This window comes from Curtobacterium sp. MCBD17_035, from assembly GCF_003234815.2.
Lineage (GTDB): Bacteria > Actinomycetota > Actinomycetes > Actinomycetales > Microbacteriaceae > Curtobacterium.
In genome coordinates this window covers 948,006-970,201 of sequence record NZ_CP126279.1, presented here as the reverse complement: position 1 = coordinate 970,201, position 22,196 = coordinate 948,006, and the positions used below count along the sequence as shown (strand labels likewise).

Below are 22,196 nucleotides of genomic sequence, written 5' to 3'. Positions count from 1 at the left end.
AGTGGATCAGTCGCGCAGGGTCGCCCCGAATCGCTCGCCGGCACGTCGGACGGCGCCGTCTCGGGCCTCGGTGGCCTCGGCGGCGGTCAGCGTGCGGTCCGTGGCGCGGAACCGCAGCGCGAAGGTCAGGGACTTCTGTCCCTCCGTCACGCCGGCGCCCCGGTAGTCGTCCACGAGGCGAGCATACTCCAGCAGCGGACCGGCGCCATCGCGGACGGCGTCGAGCACCGCGCCCGCCGGGACATCCACGTCGACCACCAGCGACAGGTCCTGCGTCGCCGCGGGGTAGGAGACGATCGCCTCGGGCAGGACCGCGGCGGGGGCCGCAGCCACGAGGGCGTCGAGGTCGAGTTCGACCACCGCGACCACGCGCGGCAGGTCGGCGTCGGCCGTCGTCGACGGGAGGAGCTCGCCGACCACGCCGACGGGGTGATCGCCGACCGACACCAGGGCCGCACGGCCGGGATGCATCGACGGGTGTTCCGTCTGCGCGACGGTCAGCTCGGCGCCGACCGCCCACGCGACCGTCCGCGCCACGTCGAGCGCGTCGGCGACGCCGTACGGCTCGGCCGCCACACCGGGCTGCTTGAGGAGCCGCGACCCCGTCAGCAGGGCCGACACGTGGGTGGGCTGCGCCGGGAGCGACGCGGTCATCGCGGCGAGGGTGGCGTCGTCGGGACGCTCCGCACCGCGCGGGATCGTCGTCGTGCCGAGTTCGGCCCCCACGGCGGGCAGGAACACGGAGGCCGCCTCGAACACCGCGACGTCGACGAGGCCTCGCGCCGTGTTGCGACGGGCGATGTCGACGAGCCCGGGCAGACCGGAACGACGGAGCAGGTGCAGCTCGCTGTCGAGTGGGTTCGCCAGTGCGACGCTCGGACCGCCGGCCGCGTCGATCCCGGGGAACGCATCAGCCGTCGCCGTGGAGACGAACGGGGCCGTCACGACCTCGACCAGGCCCTGGGCCGCGAGTGCCGCGACGACGCGGCGACGGGCACGCTGGGCACGGCTGAGGCCACGTCCGGGCGGCGCGACCGGCAGCACGCTCGGGATCCGCGCGTAGCCGACGATGCGCGCGACCTCCTCGATCAGCGAGACGTCGTCGACGAGGTCCGGCCGCCATGACGGCGGCGTGACGGTGAGCAGATCCGCGTCGGTCGTGACCTCGGCGCCGACGGACCGGAGGGTCTCGACGACCTCGGCCTCGGTGTAGGCCACGCCGACGACGGACTCGGGCGCATCGAGACGCATCGACACCGCCGGGCGGGGCGAGCGATCGACGAGCGTCGATCCGAGGTCGTCCGCGGTGCCACCCGCGAGCTCGACGAGGAGCTCGACGGCGCGGGCCGCCGCAGCCTCGGCCACGAGGGGGTCCACACCCCGCTCGAACCGCTTCGAGGCCTCGCTCGGGAGCTTGTGCCGACGGGCCGACCGAGCGATGGACACCGGATCGAATCCGGCGGCCTCGATGAGGACATCGGTCGTCCCCGTTCCGATCTCGGTGCGCGCGCCGCCCATGACGCCCGCGAGCCCGACCGGGCCGGCGTCATCGGCGATGACGAGGTCCTCGGGGTCGAGTCGGCGTTCGACGTCGTCCAGGGTCACGAGGGTCTCGCCCGGCGTCGCGCGGCGGACGGTGAGCCCGCCCTGCAGCGCGCCGAGGTCGTAGCCGTGCAGGGGCTGGCCCAGTTCGAACATCACGTAGTTGGTGATGTCCACCGGCAGCGAGATGCTCCGGACGCCGACGAGTCGGAGCCGCGCGATCATCCAGGCGGGCGTCGGGCGGGTCGGGTCGATGCCGCGGACCACGCGCGTCACGAAGGTCCGGGCGCCCGAGTTGCCGCGGATCGGTGCGTCGTCCGCGATGGTGACCGCGAAGCCGTCACCCGACCGCGGAGCCGGACGCTCGGCGGGGTCGTGGAAGGTCGCCCCCGTGGCGTGGGCGTACTCGCGCGCCACGCCACGGATGCTGAACGCGTACCCGCGGTCGGGGGTGACGTTGATCTCGACCGCGGCGTCGTCGAGCCCGAGGAGCGCGACGGCGTCCGCGCCGACCTCGGGCTCCATGCCGAGGTCCGCGAAGCGGAGGATGCCGTCGTGGTCCTCGCCGAGGCCGAGCTCGCGGGCGGAGGCGATCATGCCGTCGGACACGTGTCCGTACGTCTTCCGGGCGGCGATCGGGAACGGACCGGGCAGCACGGCACCAGGCAGCGTGACGACCACGAGGTCACCGACGTCGAAGTTGTGCGCGCCGCAGACGATGCCCCGCGGTTCCGGTTCGCCCACGTCGACCTGGCACCAGTTGATCGTCTTGCCGTTCTTCTGCGGCTCCGGCACGCGTTCGAGGACTCGGCCGACGACGATCGGCCCCGTCAGGTCGAACGCGTGCTCGGCCTCTTCTTCGAACCCGACCGACACGAGGGCGGCGTGGACGTGCTCGAGGGTCGCGTCCTCGGGGAGGTCGACGGACTCACCGAGCCATCGGAGTGGGACGCGCATCAGACCACCGTTCCGAACTGCTGCGAGAAGCGGATGTCGCCCTCGACCATGTCACGCATGTCGTTGAGGTCGTTGCGGAACTGCAGCGTCCGCTCGATCCCCATGCCGAACGCGAAGCCCTGGTACTCGGACGGGTCGATGCCGGCCGAGCGGAGCACGTTCGGGTTGACCATGCCGCACCCACCCCACTCGACCCAGCGCGCGCCGCCCTTGGCGTTCGGCTGCCAGACGTCCATCTCGGCGGAGGGCTCGGTGAACGGGAAGTAGTTGGGCCGGAGCCGGATCTGGGCGTCGGCGCCGAACATCTGCCGCGCGAAGTGCTCGAGCGTGCCGCGCAGGTGCGCCATGGTCAGTCCCCGGTCGACAGCGATGCCCTCGACCTGGGTGAAGACGGGCGTGTGCGTCGCGTCGAGTTCGTCCGACCGGTACACGCGTCCGGGCGCGATGACGTACAGCGGCACACCGCGCCCGAGGAGCGATCGGACCTGGACGGGCGACGTGTGCGTGCGCATGAGCAGGTGCCGCTCGACCGGCTCGACGAACAGCGTGTCCTGCATCGCGCGAGCGGGGTGGTCCTGGTCGAAGTTGAGGGCGTCGAAGTTGAACCACTCATGCTCGAGCTCGGGGCCCTCGGCGACCTCCCACCCCATGCCGACGAAGATGTCCGCGATCGTCTCCTGCAGCAACGACAGCGGGTGTCGCGCGCCGGGCTGGTGGCGCACCGGCAGCGCCGTGACGTCGACCCGCTCCGACTCGAGGCGGGCGCGCTCCTCGGCCACGGCGAGGACGGCCTCTTGCTCGGCGATCGCCTGGTTCACCCGGGCCCGCGCCTGGCCGACGAGCTTGCCGGCCTCGGCCTTCTGCTCCTTCGGCACCGTCCGCATGGACGCGTTGAGCCGCGCGAGCACCGACTGCTCGCCGGTGTGTTCGGCGCGGGCGTGCTTGAGCTCCGCGACCGTCGTCGCGGCGCGGACGGCGACGAGTGCCGACTCCACGGCAGCGGCGACCGCCGGCTCGCTGATCTCGAGTGGTTCTGACACGGTACGCAAGCCTACCGGGCAGGCGTCGGGCCTCCCGGTACACCGTCCGGACCGTGGACAGCGGCATGGGCTGCCGGACGGTGGAGGACCACCAGCGGTCAGGACCGGTGCGCGAACGCGCTCTCGTACAGACAGACCGACGCCGCCGTCGCGAGGTTCATCGACTCCGCCTGGCCGTAGATGGGCACCCGGACCGCGCGGTCGACGAGGGCCAGGTCCGCGGCGGTGAGTCCGCGGGCCTCGTTGCCGAACACCCAGGCGGTCGGACCGTCGAGCATGCCGTCGCTCCGCACCACCGGGAGTTCGTCGCCCGACACGTCCGCCGCGAGCACGGTGTAGCCCGCGGCGCGTGCTCGGTCCACCGCCGAGGCCAGCTCGACACCGACGGACACGGGGACGTGGAACAGCGACCCCGTCGTCGACCGCACCACCTTGGGGTTGTAGGGGTCGACGCTCCGACCGGTCATCACGACGGCCTGCGCGCCCGCGGCGTCCGCGGCACGGATGATCGCGCCCGCGTTGCCCGGATCGCGCACCTGTTCGAGGATCGCCACGAGACCGGGCAGACCCGCGTCCTCGCCGGCGCCCGGCCGGAAGACGTCCTTGACCGACGTCGGGAACTGCTCGCACACGGCGACCACACCCTGCGGCGTGACGGTGTCGGCCATCGCCTCGAGGACCTGCTCGGTCACGAACACGACCGGGAGGTCGGCGGCCGCCGCGGCCTCGCCGAGCTCCGGATGGCGCTCGAGAGCCGTGGGGGTCGCGAACAGGTCGTGGAGCAGCTCGGGCCGGAAGCGCAGGGCCTCGGACACGGCCTGGGGCCCCTCGAGCAGGAACCGCCGCGTCTCGGCGCGGACCTCCTTGCGGGACAGCTGTGCGACCGTCCGGACGCGGGAGGAGCGGGGGTTGTCGAGCAGTTCGGTCACCCGCCCAGTCTGGCAGGGACTGCCGTCACGCCCGTCCGAGCCGCGGGCCGGGAGGCGCGGGCCGGGAGGCGCGGGCCGGGCCCGCACCGGACCTCCCGACCGCCCCCAGGACAGCGAGCGGGCCCGACCACGTGACGTGGTCGGGCCCTCTCGGGTGCGCGATGGCTCAGGCAGCGGCCTTCGGCGCGGACGTGTCCGCCGGGAGCGCGTTCTTGGCGGTCTCGACGAGCGCCGCGAAGGTCTCCGGGTTGTTGACCGCGAGGTCGGCGAGGATGCGGCGGTCGACCTCGACACCCGCGAGCCCGAGGCCCTGGATGAGGCGGTTGTAGGTCAGCCCGTTCGCGCGCGACGCGGCGTTGATGCGCTGGATCCAGAGGCGACGGAACTCGCCCTTCTTGGCGCGGCGGTCGCGGTACGCGTAGACGAGGGAGTGGGTGACCTGCTCCTTCGCCTTGCGGTACAGGCGCGACCGCTGACCGCGGTAGCCCTCGGCGCGCTCGAGAACGACGCGACGCTTCTTGGCGGCGTTGACCGCCCTCTTCACTCTTGCCATGGTGGTTTCCTAACGTTCCGGGTCGGCGATGGTCGGCGAGGGCCGATCAGTGGCCGAGGAGCTTCTTGACGGCCTTGACGTCGGCCTTCGCGAGGACCTGGTCCTCGTTGAGGCGGGCCTTGCGCTTGGCGGCCTTGACCTCGAGGTTGTGACGCATACCAGCCTGCTGCTTCATGATCTTGCCGGAGCCGGTGATCTTGAAGCGCTTCTTGGACCCGGAGTGGGTCTTCTGCTTGGGCATGTGGGTGCCTTTCCGTACGGGGTGTGGGGGTCGTGGTGCCGCAGCGCTGCGACGGGGCCGGACGGCCCGGGTGGTGCTCGGAGCGGTGTTACTCGGCGGCGCTCGGCGCCTCGGCCTCGGCGGCTGCCTTCGCGCCCTCGGGGTTCGACTGCGCGCGGTTGGCGGCGCGGACGGCGGCCTTCTTGGCGTTCGACTCGGCCTTGGCGTCCGACTTGTTCTTGAGCGGCGAGATCACCATCGTCATGTTGCGGCCGTCCTGGGTCGGTCGCGACTCGACGACGCCGTACTCCGCGATGTCCTCGGCGAAGCGCTGGAGGAGACGCACGCCCTGCTCCGGACGCGACTGCTCACGGCCGCGGAAGAGGATCATGGCCTTCACCTTGTCACCCGCCGCGAGGAAGCCCTCGGCGCGCTTGCGCTTGGTCTCGTAGTCGTGTGCGTCGATCTTCAGACGGAACCGGACCTCTTTGAGGATCGTGTTCGCCTGGTTGCGCCGGGCCTCCTTGGCCTTCTGCGCGGCTTCGTACTTGAACTTGCCGTAGTCCATGATCTTGGCCACGGGCGGCTTCGAGTTCGGAGCAACCTCGACCAGATCCAGCTCTGCCTCTTGCGCGAGGCGGAGGGCGACGGCGATGGGGACAACGCCGACCTGCTCACCACCAGGGCCGACGAGTCGGACCTCGGTGACACGGATTCGGTCGTTGGTACGGGGATCGCTGATGCGGAACTCCTTCGTGAAGTGGTCTCCGTCCGGCGGTTCGGCCGGGACGGGGCACGCGATGCGAGGAGTTCGTACGCACGGATCGACCCGTGGTACCCGCCCGACCCCGGCCCGTGGGGCCGGACGACCGTCGGGACGCCCTGTCGGACAGGACGCCACCGTCGGCGGAGCGGTTGTGACCCGGTAACCTGTGGTGCGCGGTCGCGGGTGGGAGAGACTCCTCTTGTTCGCGCTGCTGCCGGTGCGTGAGCACGTGGACAGCAACTGCCGCTCAGAGTCTAGCAGAGGAGCACCGTGACCAACAGCCCGGACGAGGCCCAGCCCATCGCGACGGACGAGTCACCCGAGGAGGGCGGTGCCGCCCGGGACATCGCGGAGGTCCCCGCGGTCGAACTCATCAACACCGTCAGCATCCACCTGCTCAGCGCGGCCGCCGTCAAGGTCGGGCTCGCGGACGACCCGGACTCGCAGACGGACCTCGACGAGGCGCGGAAGCTGATCACGGCCCTGGCCGGGCTGGTCACCGCTGCCGCCCCGGAGATCGGCGACCACCACGCCCGTCCACTCCGTGACGGCCTCCGGAGCGTGCAGCTCGCCTTCCGCGAGGCGTCGAGCATCCCCGATGCACCGGGGCAGGGACCGGGCGAGAAGTACACCGGGCCGGTCAACTAGGGCGCCGCGGGCCGGTCGACCAGCGCGCCACGGTCCGCTCACGCGACCCCGCGCGCTCCGGCCGGACGACCCAGCGCTCCGCCCCGACGGCCCAGCGCTCCGCCCGACGGCCCAGCGCTCCGCCCGACGGCCCAGCGCTCCGCCCGACGGCCCAGCGCTCCGCCCCGACGCCCCAGCGCTCCGCTCAGGCCGCCCGGAGCGCGACGCCGAGGCTGTCGACGTGCTCGGTGATGAACCGGTCCGCCGACCAGCGGGCCTGGAGGCGCGACACGAGTCCGCGCACCGCCTCCGCATCCAGACCGGGTACGAGCACGAGACCGACGATGAGTTCGGGGCCCGCGAAGCGGCCACCGGCGTCGCCAGGGGCCAATTCCACCCGGACGACGTCGGGCTCGTCGGCGAACGACGCGACGAAGGCCTCGCCGACGAACGGGTCCGCGTAGCTGGGAACCCAGGGGAGGTCCTGTCCCAGCGCCCACACGGCCGGACGGCGCACGACGAACTCCGTCGGCGCGGTCGGGTCGAGCACGATGAGCTCCGTGCCCTCACTCGCCGCCGCGAGCGCGACGCGGCGGGACTCGACCGGGACGGGTCGAGCTCGCGGGTCCCACGACCGCATGGCGTCGACCGAGGTGAACGCCGGCATCACGCGGCGCCCGTCCGGCCCCGCCACCGTGACGATCGAGAGCTCCTGCGTCTTGTCCACCGGGCGGCCGTCCAGTCCCACCCCGACGTCACCGGCGTGGGCCACGAGCGGCACGAGCAACCGGGCGCCGCGGAGCGCGTCGAGCACCGTGACGTGCGAGCCCGTCCCCGCCCGGACGCCCTCGAGCGCTGCGGACAGCGCCGGGTCGGCCGTGCCGTCGTCGCCCGCGAACGTCGTGTCGTGCGCCTGGAACGTGCGGCCCGCCCACGGGAGACCCGCGCTGTCGGCCGCCATGCCGGAGGACGCGGATGTGCCGTCGCCACCGTGGTGGTGACCGGCGTGGTCGTGATGGTCGGCGGCCACGCCCTACTCCCCCGCGACCTCGAGCGCCGCGGGCAGGGTGAACGCACCGGAGTACAGCGCCTTGCCGATGATCGCGCCCTCGAGCCCCAGGGGCACGAGTTCGCGGAGCGATCGGAGGTCCTCGAGCGCCGAGACACCGCCCGAGGCGACCACAGGTCGTTCGGTGCGCTCGAGGACCTGCCGCAGGAGGTCGACGTTCGGCCCCTGCAGCGTGCCGTCCTTCGTCACGTCCGTCACGACGTAGCGGGCACACCCGGCGTCCTCGAGCCGCGCGAGGACGGTGAACAGGTCGCCCGCGTCCTCGGTCCACCCACGGGAGGCGAGGGTCGTCCCGCGGACGTCGAGGCCCACGGCGATGCGCTCCCCGTGCTCGCCGATCACGCGAGCGGCCCACTCCGGGTGCTCGAGCGCCGCTGTGCCGAGATTGACCCGGGCCGCTCCCGTCGCGAGCGCCGCCTCGAGCGAGGCGTCGTCACGAATGCCTCCGGACAGCTCGACCGACACGCCGTCGACCGCGGCGATGACGCGCCCGATCACATCGCGGTTGTCGCCACGACCGAACGCCGCGTCGAGGTCGACGAGGTGGATCCACTCGGCGCCCTGCTCGCGCCACGCGGCGGCGGCGTCGACGGGGTCGCCGTACCCGGTCTCGCTGCCGGCTTCGCCCCGGGTCAGCCGGACGGCCGTGCCGTCGACGATGTCGACCGCGGGCAGCAGGACGAGGGCCGGTGTGGTGGAGGAATCGCTCATGGTGTTCCCGGGTTCGGAGGGTCAGAGGGTCCGGAGCCAGTTCCGGAGCAGCGCGATGCCCGGCTCGCCCGACTTCTCCGGGTGGAACTGGGTCGCTGCGAGCGCACCGTTCTCGACCGCCGCGACGAAGCGCTCGCCGTGCTCCGCCCACGTCACCTTCGGGGCGGGGAACGGCGGCTGTGCGTCGATGTCGAGGGACGTCGCGCCGTAGGAGTGGACGAAGTAGAACCGCTCGCCGCTCAGACCGTCGAAGAGCACGGAGTCGGCGGGCGGCTGCACGGTGTTCCATCCCATGTGCGGCAGGACCTCCGCGCGCAACTGGTGGATCGTCCCCGGCCACTGCCCGAGTCCCGGCACATCGGACCCGCGCTCGACGCCCCGCTCGAACATCACCTGCATGCCGACGCACACGCCGAGCACCGGCTTGCCCCCGGCGAGCCGTCGGTCGACGAGGTCGCCGCCCCGCACGGTGTCGAGCTGGTCCATCACCGCTCGGAACGCGCCGACCCCAGGGACGACGAGCCCGTCGGCCGCGAGCGCCGCCTGGCGGTCCGCCGTGACCGTGACGTCCGCCCCCGCCCGCTCGAGCGCCTTGGCGGCCGAGTGGATGTTGCCCGACCCGTAGTCGAGCACGACGACGTCCGGACGAGCGCTCACAGCGAACCCTTCGTGGACGGGATGCCCTCCACCCGCGGGTCCGGCTGGACCGCCGCACGCAGTGCCCGCGCGAACGCCTTGAACTCGGCCTCGGCGATGTGGTGCGGGTCACGGCCCGCGAGGACCCGGACGTGCACGGTGAGACCGGCGTGCATCGTCACGGCCTCGAACACGTGCCGGACGAGCGAGCCGGTGAAGTGGCCGCCGATGCGGTGCAACGCGAAGCCCTCGGGCTCCCCCGTGTGGACGAGGTAGGGACGACCCGAGACGTCGACCACGGCCTGGGCGAGCGCCTCGTCCAGGGGCACGAGCGCATCGCCGTACCGCCCGATCCCGGCGCGGTCGCCGAGCGCCTGCCGCAGCGCCTGTCCGAGGACGATGCCGGTGTCCTCGACGGTGTGGTGCGCGTCGATGTCGGTGTCACCCGACGCCTCGACCTGGAGGTCGATGAGCGAGTGTTTCGCGAACGCGGTGAGCATGTGGTCGTAGAACGGGACAGACGTCGAGATCGAGGAACGACCGGTGCCGTCGAGGTCGAGCGACAACGTGACGCTCGACTCGCTCGTCACGCGGGTGATCGAAGCGGTGCGCGAGCCGGTCATGCTCCAACCCTAACGGGGTCGATCTCGCGCATCGCCGTGAGGAACGCCGAGGTCTCGTCGGCCGTCCCGGCACTGACCCGCAGGTGCTCGGGGATCCCGAGGTCGCGGACGATGACGTCACGCTCGAGGAGTTCCTCGAACACGCGGCGGGGTTCCGCCACGCCGCCGAAGAGCACGAAGTTGGACCAGGTCTCGTAGGGGCGGAAGCCCATGTCCCCGAGCTCGCGGACCATCCGGTCGCGCTGGACCACGATGTCGTCGACCATCCGGAGCATCTCCGGCGCGTGCCGCAGCGCGGCGACCGCGGCGGCCTGCGTCAGGGCCGACAGGTGGTACGGCAGCCGGACGAGGCGGAGCGCGTCGACCACCGCGGGATCGGCCGCCAGGTAGCCGACGCGCGCGCCCGCGAAGGCGAACGCCTTGCTCATCGTCCGCGACACGACGAGCCGTTCCCGCCCGGGCAGCAGGGTCAGGGCCGAGGGGTGGTCCTTCGGCATGAACTCCGCGTAGGCCTCGTCCACCATGACGATGCCGTCCGTCGCGTCGTAGGCCTCGGCCACGGTGTCGAGCGACAGCGGCGTGCCCGTCGGGTTGTTCGGACCACAGAAGAAGACGATGTCGGGGCGGTGCTCGCGCACCGCCGCGACCGCCGTCGCCGGGCTGATGCCGAACTCGGCGTCCCGCTGCGCGGGGATCCACCGGGTACCGGTACCCGAGGCGATGATGGAGTGCATCGAGTAGGTGGGCGGGAACCCGAGGACGGACCGCCCGGGACCACCGAACGCCTGCAAGAGCTGCTGGATGACCTCGTTCGAACCGTTCGCAGCCCAGACGTGTTCCGGCGCGAGGCCGTGCCCGAGGTACGAGGCGAGCGACGAGCGCAGCGCGGTGAACTCGCGGTCCGGGTAGCGGTTCACCGTGGCGAGCGCCGCGCCGATCGAGGCGAGGATGTCCTCGGCGACCTCGGGCGGCACGGGATGCGTGTTCTCGTTGACGTTCAGCTGGACGCGGACGTGCTTCTGCGGCGCCCCGTACGGGGTCTGACCACGGAGGTCGTCACGGATGGGGAGGTCGTCCAGGGTGATCGCCACCGGACCATCGTAGGGCGGCGGCAGTCAACGCGGACCGACCAGCCGGACGGGATGACGACGGCGTCACCCCGTCCGGGAGGCCGATCAGGAGCCCGTCGTGTACTGCGTCGGAATGGCGAGCTTCTCGCCCGCCTGGACGGCGGCGCTCGGGAGGTTGTTGAGGTCGACGACGTCCTGCACGAAGTCGCGCGGGTCGACGTTCGGGGCTTCGTCCTGCGCGAGTTGCCACAGGGACTCGCCCGGCTGGATCGTCACCGTCGTGAAGTGCACGTGCGCCGCGTGGTCCCCCGCTGCGGCCTGCCCACCGTTGAGGGCGGCGAGGGCGACCACGAGCAACACGGGGAGTGCACTGACGGTGGTGAGGACGACCCGGCCCCGCCGAGTGATCCGGAGCCGGGGACGGACCGTACCGGCGGATGTGCTGCTGATGGTGCTCATGCTGACGCCTTCCTCGTACATGGGTCGCCTCGGCGGTCCGAAGACCTGTACCGAACATACGTTCGATCCGAAGCGCACGCAAGTCCTACTGATGCTGAACGGGGTTTTGTATCGACGACACGCTCGAACAGGTGTTTGGCGCGCCTGGTCCTGGCGGATACAGTTTCGATCGACTGGAGCCAGCCTGACGGGAACCACCGACATTCCCGTCGGACGGGGCGACGACCACTGGCCGGACCGGGGAGCACGACGCACATGGCAGACGACGCACCACGCGAGATGCGCACCCAGAAGCCCCTGACCCCGAAGCAGCAGGCGATCCTCGACGCCATCCGCTCCTCGATCGCGAACCGCGGGTACCCGCCGAGCATGCGCGAGATCGGTGACGCGGTCGGCCTCTCCTCACTGTCGAGCGTCACGCACCAGCTCGGTCAGCTCGAGCTCGGCGGCTGGATCCGCCGCGATCCGAACCGACCGCGCGCGCTCGAGGTCCTCGTGGACGAGCCCCGACCGGAGGACGGCCCGGACATCGACGCGACGACGCTCGTTCCCCTCGTCGGCCGGATCGCCGCCGGTATCCCGATCACGGCCGAACAGCACGTCGACGAGATCGTCCCGCTCCCCCGTCAGCTGGTCGGGACCGGTGACCTGTTCATGCTCCGCGTGGTCGGGGACTCCATGGTCGACGCCGCGATCTGCGACGGCGACTGGGTCGTCGTGCGGAGCCAGCAGACCGCCGAGAACGGCGAGATCGTCGCCGCGATGCTCGACGAGGAGGCGACGGTCAAGGTGTTCCGCCAGCGCGACGGCCACACCTGGCTGCTCCCGCGGAACACCGCGTTCGAGCCGATCCTCGGCGACGCGGCCACGGTGCTCGGACGCGTCGTGGCGGTCCTGCGCTCCGTGTGACGTCGCGCACACCCGGGTCCGTCCGCTGGACGCGGAACGGCACGGTGGTGCGCCGGGCCGGTTTCGGGCCTCCCAGCCGCGACGCCCCGCTCAGGCGGAGTGGACCGGCGCGACCACGAACGGCGCGAGCTCGCTGACCTGGCGCGCGAAGACGCGGACGTCCAGGCGGGTGCCGTCGACCAGGTACTCGGTCTGCTCCACCGCGCCCTCGTCGTGCAGCCGGGACACGAGGTCGCCTCGGTCGTACGGGACCACGATCGTCAGCTCGACGTCGGGCTCCGGCAGACGCGCCTCGATCGCGGCGAGCAGCTCGGGGATCCCCTCGCCGGTCCGCGCGGACACGAAGACGGCGTCCGGTACGAGGCCGCGGAGGACGAGACGCTGGTCGGCGTCGACGAGATCGGCCTTGTTGAACGCGACCACCTCGGGCACGTCCCGGGCACCGACATCGGCGATGACGTCGCGGACGGTGCTCAGCTGCGCGCCCGGGTCGGGGTGGGAGCCGTCGACCACGTGCAGCACGACGTCGGCCTCACCGACCTCCTCGAGCGTGGACCGGAAGGCCTCGACGAGCTGGTGCGGCAGGTTCCGGACGAACCCGACCGTGTCGACGAACGTGAACGGGCGGCCGCCCCCGGTCTCGGTCCGACGGACGGTCGCGTCCAGGGTGGCGAAGAGCTGGTTCTGCACGAGGACGCCCGCGGAGGTCAGGCGGTTGAGCAGGCTCGACTTGCCGGCGTTCGTGTACCCCGCGATGGCGACGCTCGGCACCTCGTTGCGGTGCCGCTCGGCGCGCTTCGCCTCGCGCGCCGGGGCGAACCCCGCGATCTGTCGACGCAACCGGGCCATCCGGGTGTGGATGCGACGCCGATCGAGCTCGATCTTGGTCTCACCGGGACCACGGGACCCCATGCCGGCGCCGGCGCTGCCGACCTGGCCACCCGCCTGACGGGACATCGACTCACCCCAACCACGGAGGCGCGGGAGCAGGTACTCGAGCTGCGCGAGTTCGACCTGTGCCTTGCCCTCGCGGCTCTTGGCGTGCTGGCTGAAGATGTCGAGGATGACGGCGGTGCGGTCGATGACCTTCACCTTGACGACGTCCTCGAGCGCACGGCGTTGGCTCGGCGCGAGTTCCGTGTCGGCGATGACGGTGTCCGCGCCCGTCGCCTTGACGACCATCGCGAGTTCCTCGGCCTTGCCGCGGCCGAGGTACGTGCTCGGGTCCGGGTGCGGGCGGCGCTGGAGCAGACCGTCGAGCACGACCGCACCCGCCGTCTCCGCGAGGGCAGCGAGCTCACGGATCGAGTTCTCGGCGTCCTGGGCGTCACCCTGCGCGTACACGCCGATGAGGACGACGCGCTCGAGCCGCAGCTGCCGGTACTCGACCTCGGTGACGTCCTCGAGCTCGGTGGACAGACCGGACACGCGACGCAGCGCGGCACGGTCCTCACGGTCGTACTGTTCGCCGTCGCCCTGCCACCCCACGACCTCGGCGTCGGTGGTCTGGATCGCCTGCGCCGGCGCGAACACCGCCGGGGTCGTCCTGCTCTCGGCGTTCCGCAACACCCGCTCGACCACACCGTCGTGCTGCTGCTCCTCGAGGACACCCTCGACCATGTCGTCCTGCTCCGTCATCGTCCACAGGCTACCTCCGGGCACCCGGCGACACACGGAGATGCCGGTACGGTTCATCCATGGCGAACGAGCACTACTTCTCGGCCCAGCCGGAGAGCGACGCCCGACCGCGGCGCATCACGGTCACCCTGGCCGGGCGGACGCTCACCCTCGCCACCGCCGCGGGCGTCTTCAGCCCGGACCGGCTCGACGCGGGCACGCGGGTGTTGCTGCAGAGCGTGCCGCCACCGCCCGCGACCGGGGCGCTCCTCGACGTCGGCTGCGGGTGGGGTCCGCTCAGCATCGCCATGGCGCTGCAGGCGCCCGAGGCCGAGGTCTGGGGCGTCGACGTCAACGAGCGTGTGCTCGACCTGGCTCGGGCGAACGCGGCGACGGCCGGTGCCCGGAACGTCACGGTGCGTCTGCCGGAGGCGGTGCCGGAGGACCTCCGGTTCGCCACCATCTGGTCGAACCCCCCGATCCGGGTGGGCAAGGACGAGCTCCACTCGATCCTGCTCACGTGGCTCCCGCGCCTGGAACCGGGTGGGGACGCCTGGCTCGTGGTGGCCAAGAACCTGGGCGGCGACTCGCTGCAGCGGTGGCTGGCCGAGACGCTCGACACGGACCTCGTGGTCACGCGCGCGACGACCGACCGCGGGTACCGCGTCATCCGGGTGCACCGGACACGCTGATCGCGGCGGGTGCGTCATGGCACCGGCCGTCAGACGGTGAGGTCGCCCTCGAACACCAGGTCGGCGGGACCGCTCAGCGCGACGTGCTCGCCGTCCTCCGCAGCGGCCATCCGGACCGTCAGGACGCCGCCGGGCACGCGGACCCGCCAGGTGTCCGGCGCCTGCGGACCGGCCCAGTGGCGGACCGCCAGGGCCGCCGCGACGGCCCCCGTGCCGCACGACAGGGTCTCGCCACTGCCGCGCTCGTGGACGCGCATCGTGATGTGGCCGACGCCGTCGCGCACGAGCGGATCGCCGGGCAGGACGAACTCGACGTTCGCGCCCGCGGGCGGTGCCGGCTCGAGGACCGGCACGTAGGTCAGGTCGAGCCCCGCGAGTTCGTCGTCCGTCGCCACGGCGACGACGACGTGCGGGTTGCCGACGTCGATCGGGAGGCCCGGGCGCGCGCCGTCGAGGTTGCGGGCGCGGACGAGGACCTCGTCGCCGTCGAGACCGGCGATGCCGAGCCCCCATCGTCCGAGGTCCGCCGAGAACCCGTTGGTCGACCGCTGCAGGTCGACCACGCCCTTCCGCGTCCCGATCGCCAGGGTCTCGCCCGGCGCGAGGTCGACCAGTCCGGCGTCGGTCAGGTAGCGCGCGAACACCCGCACGCCGTTGCCGCACATCTCGGCGACGCTGCCGTCGGCGTTGTGGTAGTCCATGAACCACTCGGCCTCGGGAGCGACGGCGGCGATCGATCGGCCGTCCGGCACCGCGGCCGTCCTGACCGCGCGGATCACGCCGTCGGCGCCCACGCCGAAGCGACGATCGGCGATGGCACGGATGCGCTCCGGTGTCAGGTCCACTGTCGCGTCCGGGTCGGCGAACAGCACGAAGTCGTTGCCCGTGCCGTGGCCCTTGGTGAAGTGGAGTTCGGTCACGCCCCGATCCTAGCGAGGGCCTCGGACGCGTCCCCGCGGCCGCGGTCGGCAGCCACGGCGACGGCCACCCGCTCGAGGTCGTCGTGGCCCGCTCCGGTCACGTCGAGCGACTCCGCCTCGCGCAGCCGCCGGAACCAGGAAACCTGTCGGCGGGCGTACTGCCGCGTCGCGACCGCGGTCGACGTCACGGCGCCCTCGAGGTCCGAGCGGCCGTGCAGCACGTCGAGAGCCTGCGCGTAGCCGATCGCCGCGCGGGCCGTCCGTCCGGCCTCCAGGCCGACGTCGACGAGCCCCGCGACCTCGTCGACGAGGCCGTCGTCGAACATCCTCGCGGCACGCTCGTGCAGCATCGGCACGAGGACCTCACGCCGCCGTTGCAGGTGCAGCACCCGCATCGGTCGCCACGGCCGCGGTGCGGACGGGAGGCGCGGGCGCACCGGATCCCGGTTCGTCGCGACCTCGACGGCGCGCACCAGACGCCGGGTGTTCCGCGGGTCGACCGCTGCCGCCGCCGCAGGGTCGAGGGCACGCAGTCGTTCGAGCAGTGCGGCCGCCCCGTGCTCGTCCGCCTCGCGCTCGAGCGCCGCGCGGAGTTCCGGATCCGTGGCGGGGAAGGACAGGTCGTGGAGCACGCTCGACACGTACAGGCCGCTCCCGCCGACGAGCACGACCGGCGCGCCCGCCCCGACCACGGCGTCGATCGCCGCCCGGGCGTCACGCTGGTACGCCGCGACGCTCGCCTCGTCGGTCACGTCGAGCACGTCGAGCAGTCGATGCGGCACACCGCGTCGGGCGGCGATCGGGACCTTGGCCGTCCCGATGTCCATCCCGCGGTACAACTGCATCGCGTCGGCGTTCACGATCTCGGCCGGGAGACCGTCTCGGCGGAGTGCTTCGGCGATGCCGAGCGCCAGGTCCGACTTGCCGGTGCCCGTGGCACCCACGATCGCGATGACGTCCGGGCCCTCCACGCCCGGATCGCTGGCCCGCGCCTCCGACGACGCCGACGCCGACGCCGATGCCGACGCCGATGCCGATGCCGATGCCCCCGACGATGCAGGCGTCTCGAGCACCGTCAGCGGCCGGAAGGCGCGCCGACCCGCAGCGTCGGCAGCCCGAGCGACACCGGCCGGGGCCCGACCGCAGCGTCCGCGGCACCGGCGTCGGCCGGGACCGGCACGCCACACGAGGCGGCCTGCGCGCGGTCCCACGCGTCGCCCGCGCGGGTGCGGCGGACGCGCAGCGGCGCGTCCGTGTCGGCGATGAGGTACCGGGGTGCGCCGCGCGTGATCTCGACCGTCACGACGTCGCCCGGGCGGGGGACCTCCGAGCCGGCGGGTACACCGAAGTGCACGAGACGGGCGTCCTCGGCCCGCCCGCTCAGTCGGTGGGTCGCGTCGTCCTTCCGCCCCTCGCCCGTCGCGACGAGGACCTCGACCGTTCGGCCGACCTGCCGTGCGTTCTCCTCGGCGACGATCCGGTCCTGCAGCGCCACGAGTCGGTCGTAGCGGTCCTGCACGACCTCCTTCGGCACCTGTTGCTCCATCGTCGCCGCGGGCGTCCCCGGGCGGATGGAGTACTGGAACGTGAACGCCGACGCGAACCGTGCACGCTCGACGACCCGGAGCGTGTCCTGGAAGTCGGCCTCGGTCTCGCCGGGGAAACCGACGATGATGTCCGTCGAGATCGCCGCGTGCGGGATGCGGGCGCGGACCCGGTCGAGGATCCCGAGGAAGCGGTCGCTGCGGTAGCTCCGCCGCATCGCCCGGAGGATGCGGTCCGAGCCGGACTGCAGCGGCATGTGGAGCTGCGGCATCACGTTCGGCGTCTCGGCCATGGCGTCGATGACGTCGTCGGTGAACGCGGCGGGGTGCGGGCTGGTGAACCGGACCCGCTCGAGCCCCTCGATCGAACCGGCAGCGCGGAGGAGTTTGCTGAACGCCTGGCGGTCGCCGAACTCGACGCCGTACGAGTTGACGTTCTGGCCGAGCAGCGTGACCTCGATCGCGCCGTCGTCCACGAGCGCCTGGATCTCGGCCAGGACGTCGCCCGGTCGGCGGTCCTTCTCCTTGCCCCGGAGCGACGGGACGATGCAGAACGTGCACGTGTTGTTGCAGCCGACGGAGATCGACACCCACCCGCTGTGCGTGGAGTCCCGCTTGGTGGGCAGCGTCGACGGGAACACCTCGAGCGCCTCGAGGATCTCGACCTGCGCCTCGCCGTTGTGGCGTGCGCGCTCGAGCATCGCGGGCAGCGAGCCCATGTTGTGGGTGCCGAACACGACGTCGACCCACGGGGCCTTCTCGAGGATGACGTTCTTGTCCTTCTGCGCCAGGCACCCACCGACGGCGATCTGCAGCCCCTCGTGCTCACGCTTGACCCCGGCCAGGTGGCCGAGGTTGCCGTACAGGCGGTTGTCCGCGTTCTCGCGGACCGCGCAGGTGTTGATCACGACGACGTCGGCCTGCTCGTCCACAGCCGGCACGTATCCGGCCGCCTCGAGTGACCCGCTGAGACGCTCCGAGTCGTGCACGTTCATCTGGCACCCGTAGGTCCGGACCTCGTAGGTGCGGGGGCGCGCTGGGGTGGTGGTCGCCATGGTGCTGTCAGTGTACGGCGGCGTCACCGTCGCCCAGACCGGCAGGCCCGGCCCGCCTACTCGAAGCGCACGCCACCCCGTCGGCCGCCGCCGTCGAGTGCGATCCGGACGGCGGTCCGCACGACCGATCCGCCGTAGCCCTTGCGCATGAGGAACCCCGAGAGCCGGCGCTCCGCGGTCTCGTGGTCGAGCCCCCGCATCTGTCCGGCACGCTTGCGCGCCAACTCGATCGCACGCTCGGACTCCGCCGCGTCGTCGTCCTGGTCCGCCAGGGCCGCGTCGATCGCCGCCTGGTCGACGCCCCGCCGCCGGAGCTCCGCCACCACGCCTTGTCGCCCCAGGCCCTTGCGGTCGTGCAGACGGTCGACGAGGTCGGCAGCGAGCCGCACGTCGTCGAGGAGACCGACCCGGACGAGTCGAGCGATCTCGTGCTCGACGATGTCCTCGGGGAGTTCGCGCCCGAGGAGGGCGGTCCGCAGCTCGGACGTGCTCGTGCCACGGCGGCTGAGCGCCCGGATGCTGATCCGCTCTGCCTCGGCGAGCAACTCGTCCTGCGTGGGTGCTGACTCGACCGTCTCGTGCTCGGCGTCATCGTCCCGGTCGGCAGCCCGCAGTCGGCGCACCGGGGCGGCGGGCCCGACGGTCTCGACGGACCCGACGGTGGAACCCGTCACCGGAGGGAGCCACGCGTCGGAGGCGTCCGGGCGGTCGACGTCGGTCTCGTCGCGGACGAGACCGACCGGGATCGCGTCATCCCCGTCCGGGCCGCCCATGCTCGCGCCGTGTGCGCCGGGCTCGGCAAACGGTGCTCCGCCTTCCGCCGGTGCGCGCCGGGACGACGTCGCCCGTGCCGACGACCGCGCACCGAAGATGTCGGTGACCGGTGCGAGGCCGTCGTCAGGCATGGAGCTGTCTCGGGAGCTCACGCGCCCTTCTTGGCGGCGAGTTTCTTCTCGAGAGACTCGACCGGCGCCGGGGCGTCAGCGGTGGCAGCGGCAGCACCGACACCGAGCTTCGCGAGGATCTTGCGTTCGATCTCGGCGGCGATGTCGCCGTTCTGGATGAGGAAGTTGCGCGAGTTCTCCTTGCCCTGGCCGAGCTGGTCGCCCTCGTACGTGTACCAGGCGCCCGACTTCTTGACGATGCCGTGCTCCACACCGAAGTCGAGCAACGAGCCCTCGCGCGAGATCCCCACGCCGTAGAGGATGTCGAACTCGGCCTGCTTGAAGGGCGGCGCCATCTTGTTCTTGACGACCTTGACCCGGGTGCGGTTGCCCACGGCCTCGGTGCCGTCCTTCAGGGTCTCGATGCGGCGGATGTCCAGCCGGACCGAGGCGTAGAACTTGAGCGCCTTACCGCCAGCGGTGGTCTCCGGGCTGCCGAAGAACACGCCGATCTTCTCGCGCAGCTGGTTGATGAAGATCATCGTGGTCTGCGTCTGGTTGAGCCCACCGGCCAGCTTCCGGAGTGCCTGCGACATGAGGCGGGCCTGGAGGCCGACGTGCGAGTCGCCCATCTCGCCCTCGATCTCGGCGCGGGGCACGAGCGCGGCCACGGAGTCGACCACGACCAGGTCGATCGAGCCCGAACGGACGAGCATGTCCGCGATCTCGAGCGCCTGCTCACCCGTGTCGGGCTGGGAGACGAGGAGTGCGTCGATGTCGACGCCGAGCTTCTTCGCGTACTCGGGGTCGAGGGCGTGCTCCGCGTCGATGAAGGCCGCGATGCCGCCGTTGCGCTGCGCGTTCGCGATGGCGTGCAGCGTCAGGGTCGTCTTGCCGGAGGACTCCGGACCGTAGATCTCGATGATGCGACCACGCGGGAGGCCGCCGATGCCGAGAGCGACGTCGAGCGCCACGGATCCGGTGGGGATGGTGGCGACGGGGGCGCGTTCGTCACTCCCGAGGCGCATCACCGTGCCCTTGCCGAACTGTCGGTCGATCTGGGCGAGTGCGGTCTCGAGGGCCTTCTCGCGGTCTGCGGGTGAGGGCATGATGCGCTCCTTCTGCTCGTGTACGGCGCCTGTAGGCTGTCGCCTTCGCGAGGACCGGTGGGGCAGGGTCCTCGGTTCACCGACAAGGCTCGGATGCTCATCCGATGGACCGAACCTACGACCGGCCACCGACATCACCACGCCGAGAGCAGACCGCTGTGGACGGTACGTCGCCACGAGCATCTGTGCAGGACGGTAGCACCGGGTCGAACACGCGTTCGAGCAACACGCCGAAGACGTGTTCGAGTGGGCGTCAGTCGCGCGGAGCGCGGAGGCCCTTGCCGTGCCGCCGTCCGACGGGCACGTCCTGCGCGTCGCACAGGGCCTCCCAGACGTCGCGGGCCGGCACCCCCGCCGCGAGCGCGTCGGCCGCCGACCGTCCGCCCACCGCCCCGAGGACGACGTCGCGCGTGACCACCTGACCGTAGGCCGGACCGAACTCGTCCTCGACCGCCTGCCAGAACTCACTCACGCGCACGGCCCCATGGTAGCGAGGACCCCGGACACGAGGCGGGGCCGGACGCACTCGTCGAGGCCGCCGCCGCTGGCCCTGATCGCCGCGCCCGCGGAACGCGGAACGCCCCGGTCCAGCAGGACCGGGGCGTTCCGACGCGGACTGCGCTCAGCGCACCGCGAGGTCGTTGTCGAACTCGGCGACGAGGTCGTCCGGCAGCATGTCCGGAACCGGGGAGGTGATGCCCTCGACGACCGCGAGGCGGTCACCGACTTCGCGCATGATGACCGAGATGGGCGTGTCGAGCGCGTCGGCGACCGAAGCGAGGATCTCGGAGCTGGCTTCCTTCTGACCGCGCTCCACCTCGCTCAGGTATCCGAGCGCGACACTGGCCTTGCTGGCGACCTGACGGAGGGTCCGGCCCTTCTGCAAGCGGAAGTCCCGCAGGACATCGCCGATTTCCTGACGAACGAGAACCATGAGAACTCCTCCTTCCTGTCATCCCGATCCCGCTCGATCCCGGTGACCGAGAACGGGACAGCAACACTATCGCCGCCGGTTCGTGCATGCTAACCAGGGGGCTCTGGGTGGTGCTTGTGAATGCACCACTTGTAACCGGATGGAAACGCGCCCTATTCCCCGGACGTGCTCGCCGTGACCGCCTGGTGCAAGCGTGTGAGGAGTTCGGAGACGGCCCCCGCGCGGATTGCCGCACGGTCACCATCCAGCCGGAGTTCGGACGCCTCGGCGACACCGGCCCGCGCGATCCCGACGAACACCGTGCCGACCGGCTTGCCGTCCTGCGGTTCCGGTCCGGCGACGCCCGTCGTGCTGATGCCCCAGGTCGCCGCGAGGCCGTCGACCGCCGTCGCCGCACGCACCCCGGTCGCCATCTGCCGCGCGACCTCCGGATCGACCGCCCCCCGAGTCGCCAGCAGCGCCGCGTCGACGCCGAGCAGCCGGTGCTTCAACGGCGTCGCGTAGGCGACCACACCGCCGCGCACGACCGCGCTCGCACCCGGGACGGCGACGAGCTCCGCCACGACGAGACCGCCGGTGAGCGACTCCGCGACGGCGAGTGTCTCGCCGCGCGCCGCGAGTGCGCGCACGATCGCGACCGCCAGCGAGCCGGGAGGCACGACAGCGTCGGGTGCGTCGGTGACCGTCACCGCGCCTCCCGGCCGTGCCGCCAGGCCTGCCACAGGTAGTCGAGACCGCTCAGGATCGTCGCGAGGAACGCCAACACCATGAGGACGGCGTCGACGACGTGCACCCAACCGCCGAAGACGTTCCAGAAGGGGATGAGGGCCAGGGTGATCGCGACGGCCTGCAGGACCGTCTTGACCTTGCCGCCGCGGCTCGCGGGGATGACCCGGTCGCTCAGCACCGCGAAGCGGAAGACCGTGATGCCGATCTCGCGCACCATGATGAGGACGGTGACGTACCAGGGCAGTTCCCCGAGCACCGAGAGCGAGACGAGGGCACCGCCGATGAGCACCTTGTCGGCGATCGGGTCGACGAGCTTGCCGAAGTCGGTGACGAGGTTCTGCCGGCGGGCGATGATGCCGTCGGCGCTGTCGGTGACGATCGCGACGACGAACAGCACGGCTGCCCAGATCCGGAGGGGGCCGTCCTGCCCCGCGTCGAGCAGCAGGAAGACGAAGAACACCGGCGCCATCAGGATCCGGATGACGGTGATGACGTTGGCGACGTTCGCGGTCGACGCCGGCCCCGATCCCGATCGGATCACCCGCCCCCGCCACGGGAACCGCTTCTGCGTCGCGGTGGACTCACCGGAGGCGCTCATGGT

At 71.9% G+C, this 22,196-nt stretch carries 25 protein-coding genes; 3 read left to right on the top strand and 22 right to left on the bottom strand.

What is annotated here, in order from left to right; translation table 11 throughout:
- Window positions 1–6: 6 nt before the first annotated feature.
- From pheT to infC, 6 genes are all read right to left on the bottom strand, one after another.
- Window positions 7–2,499 (bottom strand): phenylalanine--tRNA ligase subunit beta, encoded by a 2,493-nt coding sequence (pheT, locus tag DEI93_RS04690; protein ID WP_111120407.1) that lies wholly within the window; start codon window positions 2,497–2,499, stop codon window positions 7–9.
- The gene (pheS, locus tag DEI93_RS04685; RefSeq protein ID WP_111011132.1) at window positions 2,499–3,539 is read right to left on the bottom strand and encodes a phenylalanine--tRNA ligase subunit alpha; all 1,041 of its coding nucleotides are present in this window, start codon (window positions 3,537–3,539) and stop codon (window positions 2,499–2,501) included. The genes pheT and pheS overlap by 1 nt, the downstream gene beginning before the upstream one ends.
- Window positions 3,540–3,637: 98 nt before the next feature.
- Entirely contained in the window at window positions 3,638–4,459 is an 822-nt protein-coding gene (locus tag DEI93_RS04680) for a TrmH family RNA methyltransferase (RefSeq protein WP_111120427.1), read from the bottom strand.
- Window positions 4,460–4,634: 175 nt separating this feature from the next.
- Entirely contained in the window at window positions 4,635–5,021 is a 387-nt protein-coding gene (rplT, locus tag DEI93_RS04675) for a 50S ribosomal protein L20 (RefSeq protein WP_111011131.1), read from the bottom strand.
- A 46-nt stretch (window positions 5,022–5,067) separates the two neighbouring features.
- Window positions 5,068–5,262 carry a 50S ribosomal protein L35 gene (rpmI, locus tag DEI93_RS04670; RefSeq protein ID WP_111011130.1) on the bottom strand — a complete coding sequence of 65 codons (195 nt, stop codon included), beginning with the start codon at window positions 5,260–5,262 and terminating at the stop codon, window positions 5,068–5,070.
- 88 nt (window positions 5,263–5,350) lie between these two features.
- Entirely contained in the window at window positions 5,351–5,983 is a 633-nt protein-coding gene (gene infC / locus DEI93_RS04665) for a translation initiation factor IF-3 (RefSeq protein WP_111011149.1), read from the bottom strand.
- A gap of 324 nt (window positions 5,984–6,307) precedes the next feature.
- Between infC and DEI93_RS04660 the strand changes: the two genes are divergently transcribed.
- A complete protein-coding gene (locus DEI93_RS04660; protein WP_111011148.1) occupies window positions 6,308–6,655 on the top strand; it encodes a DUF1844 domain-containing protein in 348 nt (115 codons plus the stop codon).
- A gap of 184 nt (window positions 6,656–6,839) precedes the next feature.
- On the opposite strand, the gene DEI93_RS04655 is transcribed toward DEI93_RS04660, so the two are convergent.
- The 6 genes from DEI93_RS04655 to DEI93_RS04630 form a co-directional block, all read right to left on the bottom strand.
- Window positions 6,840–7,595, bottom strand: a complete 756-nt coding sequence (locus DEI93_RS04655) for an SseB family protein (protein WP_111120428.1) — start codon at window positions 7,593–7,595, stop codon at window positions 6,840–6,842.
- 72 nt (window positions 7,596–7,667) lie between these two features.
- The gene (priA, locus tag DEI93_RS04650; RefSeq protein ID WP_111026876.1) at window positions 7,668–8,414 is read right to left on the bottom strand and encodes a bifunctional 1-(5-phosphoribosyl)-5-((5-phosphoribosylamino)methylideneamino)imidazole-4-carboxamide isomerase/phosphoribosylanthranilate isomerase PriA; all 747 of its coding nucleotides are present in this window, start codon (window positions 8,412–8,414) and stop codon (window positions 7,668–7,670) included.
- Window positions 8,415–8,435: 21 nt separating this feature from the next.
- A complete protein-coding gene (gene hisH / locus DEI93_RS04645) occupies window positions 8,436–9,071 on the bottom strand; it encodes an imidazole glycerol phosphate synthase subunit HisH (RefSeq protein WP_111011128.1) in 636 nt (211 codons plus the stop codon).
- Window positions 9,068–9,673 carry an imidazoleglycerol-phosphate dehydratase HisB gene (hisB, locus tag DEI93_RS04640; RefSeq protein ID WP_111011127.1) on the bottom strand — a complete coding sequence of 202 codons (606 nt, stop codon included), beginning with the start codon at window positions 9,671–9,673 and terminating at the stop codon, window positions 9,068–9,070. The genes hisH and hisB overlap by 4 nt, the downstream gene beginning before the upstream one ends.
- Window positions 9,670–10,764, bottom strand: coding sequence for a histidinol-phosphate transaminase (locus DEI93_RS04635; RefSeq protein WP_111011126.1), 1,095 nt, complete (start codon window positions 10,762–10,764; stop codon window positions 9,670–9,672). Before DEI93_RS04635 ends, hisB begins: the two co-directional genes overlap by 4 nt.
- An 84-nt stretch (window positions 10,765–10,848) precedes the next feature.
- Window positions 10,849–11,202, bottom strand: coding sequence for a LysM peptidoglycan-binding domain-containing protein (locus DEI93_RS04630; RefSeq protein WP_258368719.1), 354 nt, complete (start codon window positions 11,200–11,202; stop codon window positions 10,849–10,851).
- A gap of 255 nt (window positions 11,203–11,457) precedes the next feature.
- Here DEI93_RS04630 and lexA point away from each other — a divergent pair, with 255 nt between their 5' ends.
- Window positions 11,458–12,111, top strand: coding sequence for a transcriptional repressor LexA (gene lexA, locus DEI93_RS04625; RefSeq protein ID WP_111011124.1), 654 nt, complete (start codon window positions 11,458–11,460; stop codon window positions 12,109–12,111).
- Window positions 12,112–12,201: 90 nt separating this feature from the next.
- Here the strand turns inward: lexA and hflX are convergent, their stop codons facing one another.
- Complete coding sequence (gene hflX, locus DEI93_RS04620) at window positions 12,202–13,749, bottom strand: GTPase HflX (RefSeq protein ID WP_181435419.1); 1,548 nt, start codon at window positions 13,747–13,749, stop codon at window positions 12,202–12,204.
- A 59-nt stretch (window positions 13,750–13,808) separates the two neighbouring features.
- Here hflX and DEI93_RS04615 point away from each other — a divergent pair, with 59 nt between their 5' ends.
- The gene (locus tag DEI93_RS04615; protein WP_111011123.1) at window positions 13,809–14,420 is read left to right on the top strand and encodes a class I SAM-dependent methyltransferase; all 612 of its coding nucleotides are present in this window, start codon (window positions 13,809–13,811) and stop codon (window positions 14,418–14,420) included.
- A gap of 29 nt (window positions 14,421–14,449) precedes the next feature.
- Here the strand turns inward: DEI93_RS04615 and dapF are convergent, their stop codons facing one another.
- The 9 genes from dapF to pgsA all read right to left on the bottom strand — a co-directional run bounded on the left by dapF (window position 14,450) and on the right by pgsA (window position 22,193).
- On the bottom strand, window positions 14,450–15,340 hold the full coding sequence (dapF, locus tag DEI93_RS04610) for a diaminopimelate epimerase (RefSeq protein ID WP_111120408.1): 891 nt from the start codon (window positions 15,338–15,340) through the stop codon (window positions 14,450–14,452).
- Window positions 15,337–16,311 (bottom strand): tRNA (adenosine(37)-N6)-dimethylallyltransferase MiaA, encoded by a 975-nt coding sequence (gene miaA, locus DEI93_RS04605; RefSeq protein ID WP_111011121.1) that lies wholly within the window; start codon window positions 16,309–16,311, stop codon window positions 15,337–15,339. The genes dapF and miaA overlap by 4 nt, the downstream gene beginning before the upstream one ends.
- Before the next feature lie 104 nt (window positions 16,312–16,415).
- Window positions 16,416–17,939, bottom strand: a complete 1,524-nt coding sequence (miaB, locus tag DEI93_RS04600) for a tRNA (N6-isopentenyl adenosine(37)-C2)-methylthiotransferase MiaB (protein ID WP_111120409.1) — start codon at window positions 17,937–17,939, stop codon at window positions 16,416–16,418.
- A gap of 56 nt (window positions 17,940–17,995) precedes the next feature.
- Window positions 17,996–18,844, bottom strand: coding sequence for a regulatory protein RecX (locus tag DEI93_RS04595; RefSeq protein ID WP_111120410.1), 849 nt, complete (start codon window positions 18,842–18,844; stop codon window positions 17,996–17,998).
- Window positions 18,845–18,861: 17 nt separating this feature from the next.
- Window positions 18,862–19,932: a recombinase RecA gene (recA, locus tag DEI93_RS04590; RefSeq protein WP_111014006.1), complete on the bottom strand. Its 1,071-nt coding sequence runs from the start codon at window positions 19,930–19,932 to the stop codon at window positions 18,862–18,864.
- Between the two features lie 253 nt (window positions 19,933–20,185).
- The gene (locus tag DEI93_RS04585) at window positions 20,186–20,410 is read right to left on the bottom strand and encodes a DUF3046 domain-containing protein (RefSeq protein ID WP_111011117.1); all 225 of its coding nucleotides are present in this window, start codon (window positions 20,408–20,410) and stop codon (window positions 20,186–20,188) included.
- Window positions 20,411–20,554: 144 nt separating this feature from the next.
- Entirely contained in the window at window positions 20,555–20,866 is a 312-nt protein-coding gene (locus DEI93_RS04580; protein WP_111011116.1) for a helix-turn-helix domain-containing protein, read from the bottom strand.
- A 152-nt stretch (window positions 20,867–21,018) separates the two neighbouring features.
- Window positions 21,019–21,555 carry a CinA family protein gene (locus DEI93_RS04575; protein WP_258368718.1) on the bottom strand — a complete coding sequence of 179 codons (537 nt, stop codon included), beginning with the start codon at window positions 21,553–21,555 and terminating at the stop codon, window positions 21,019–21,021.
- Window positions 21,552–22,193 carry a CDP-diacylglycerol--glycerol-3-phosphate 3-phosphatidyltransferase gene (gene pgsA, locus DEI93_RS04570; protein WP_111011144.1) on the bottom strand — a complete coding sequence of 214 codons (642 nt, stop codon included), beginning with the start codon at window positions 22,191–22,193 and terminating at the stop codon, window positions 21,552–21,554. The genes DEI93_RS04575 and pgsA overlap by 4 nt, the downstream gene beginning before the upstream one ends.
- Window positions 22,194–22,196: the final 3 nt, after the last annotated feature.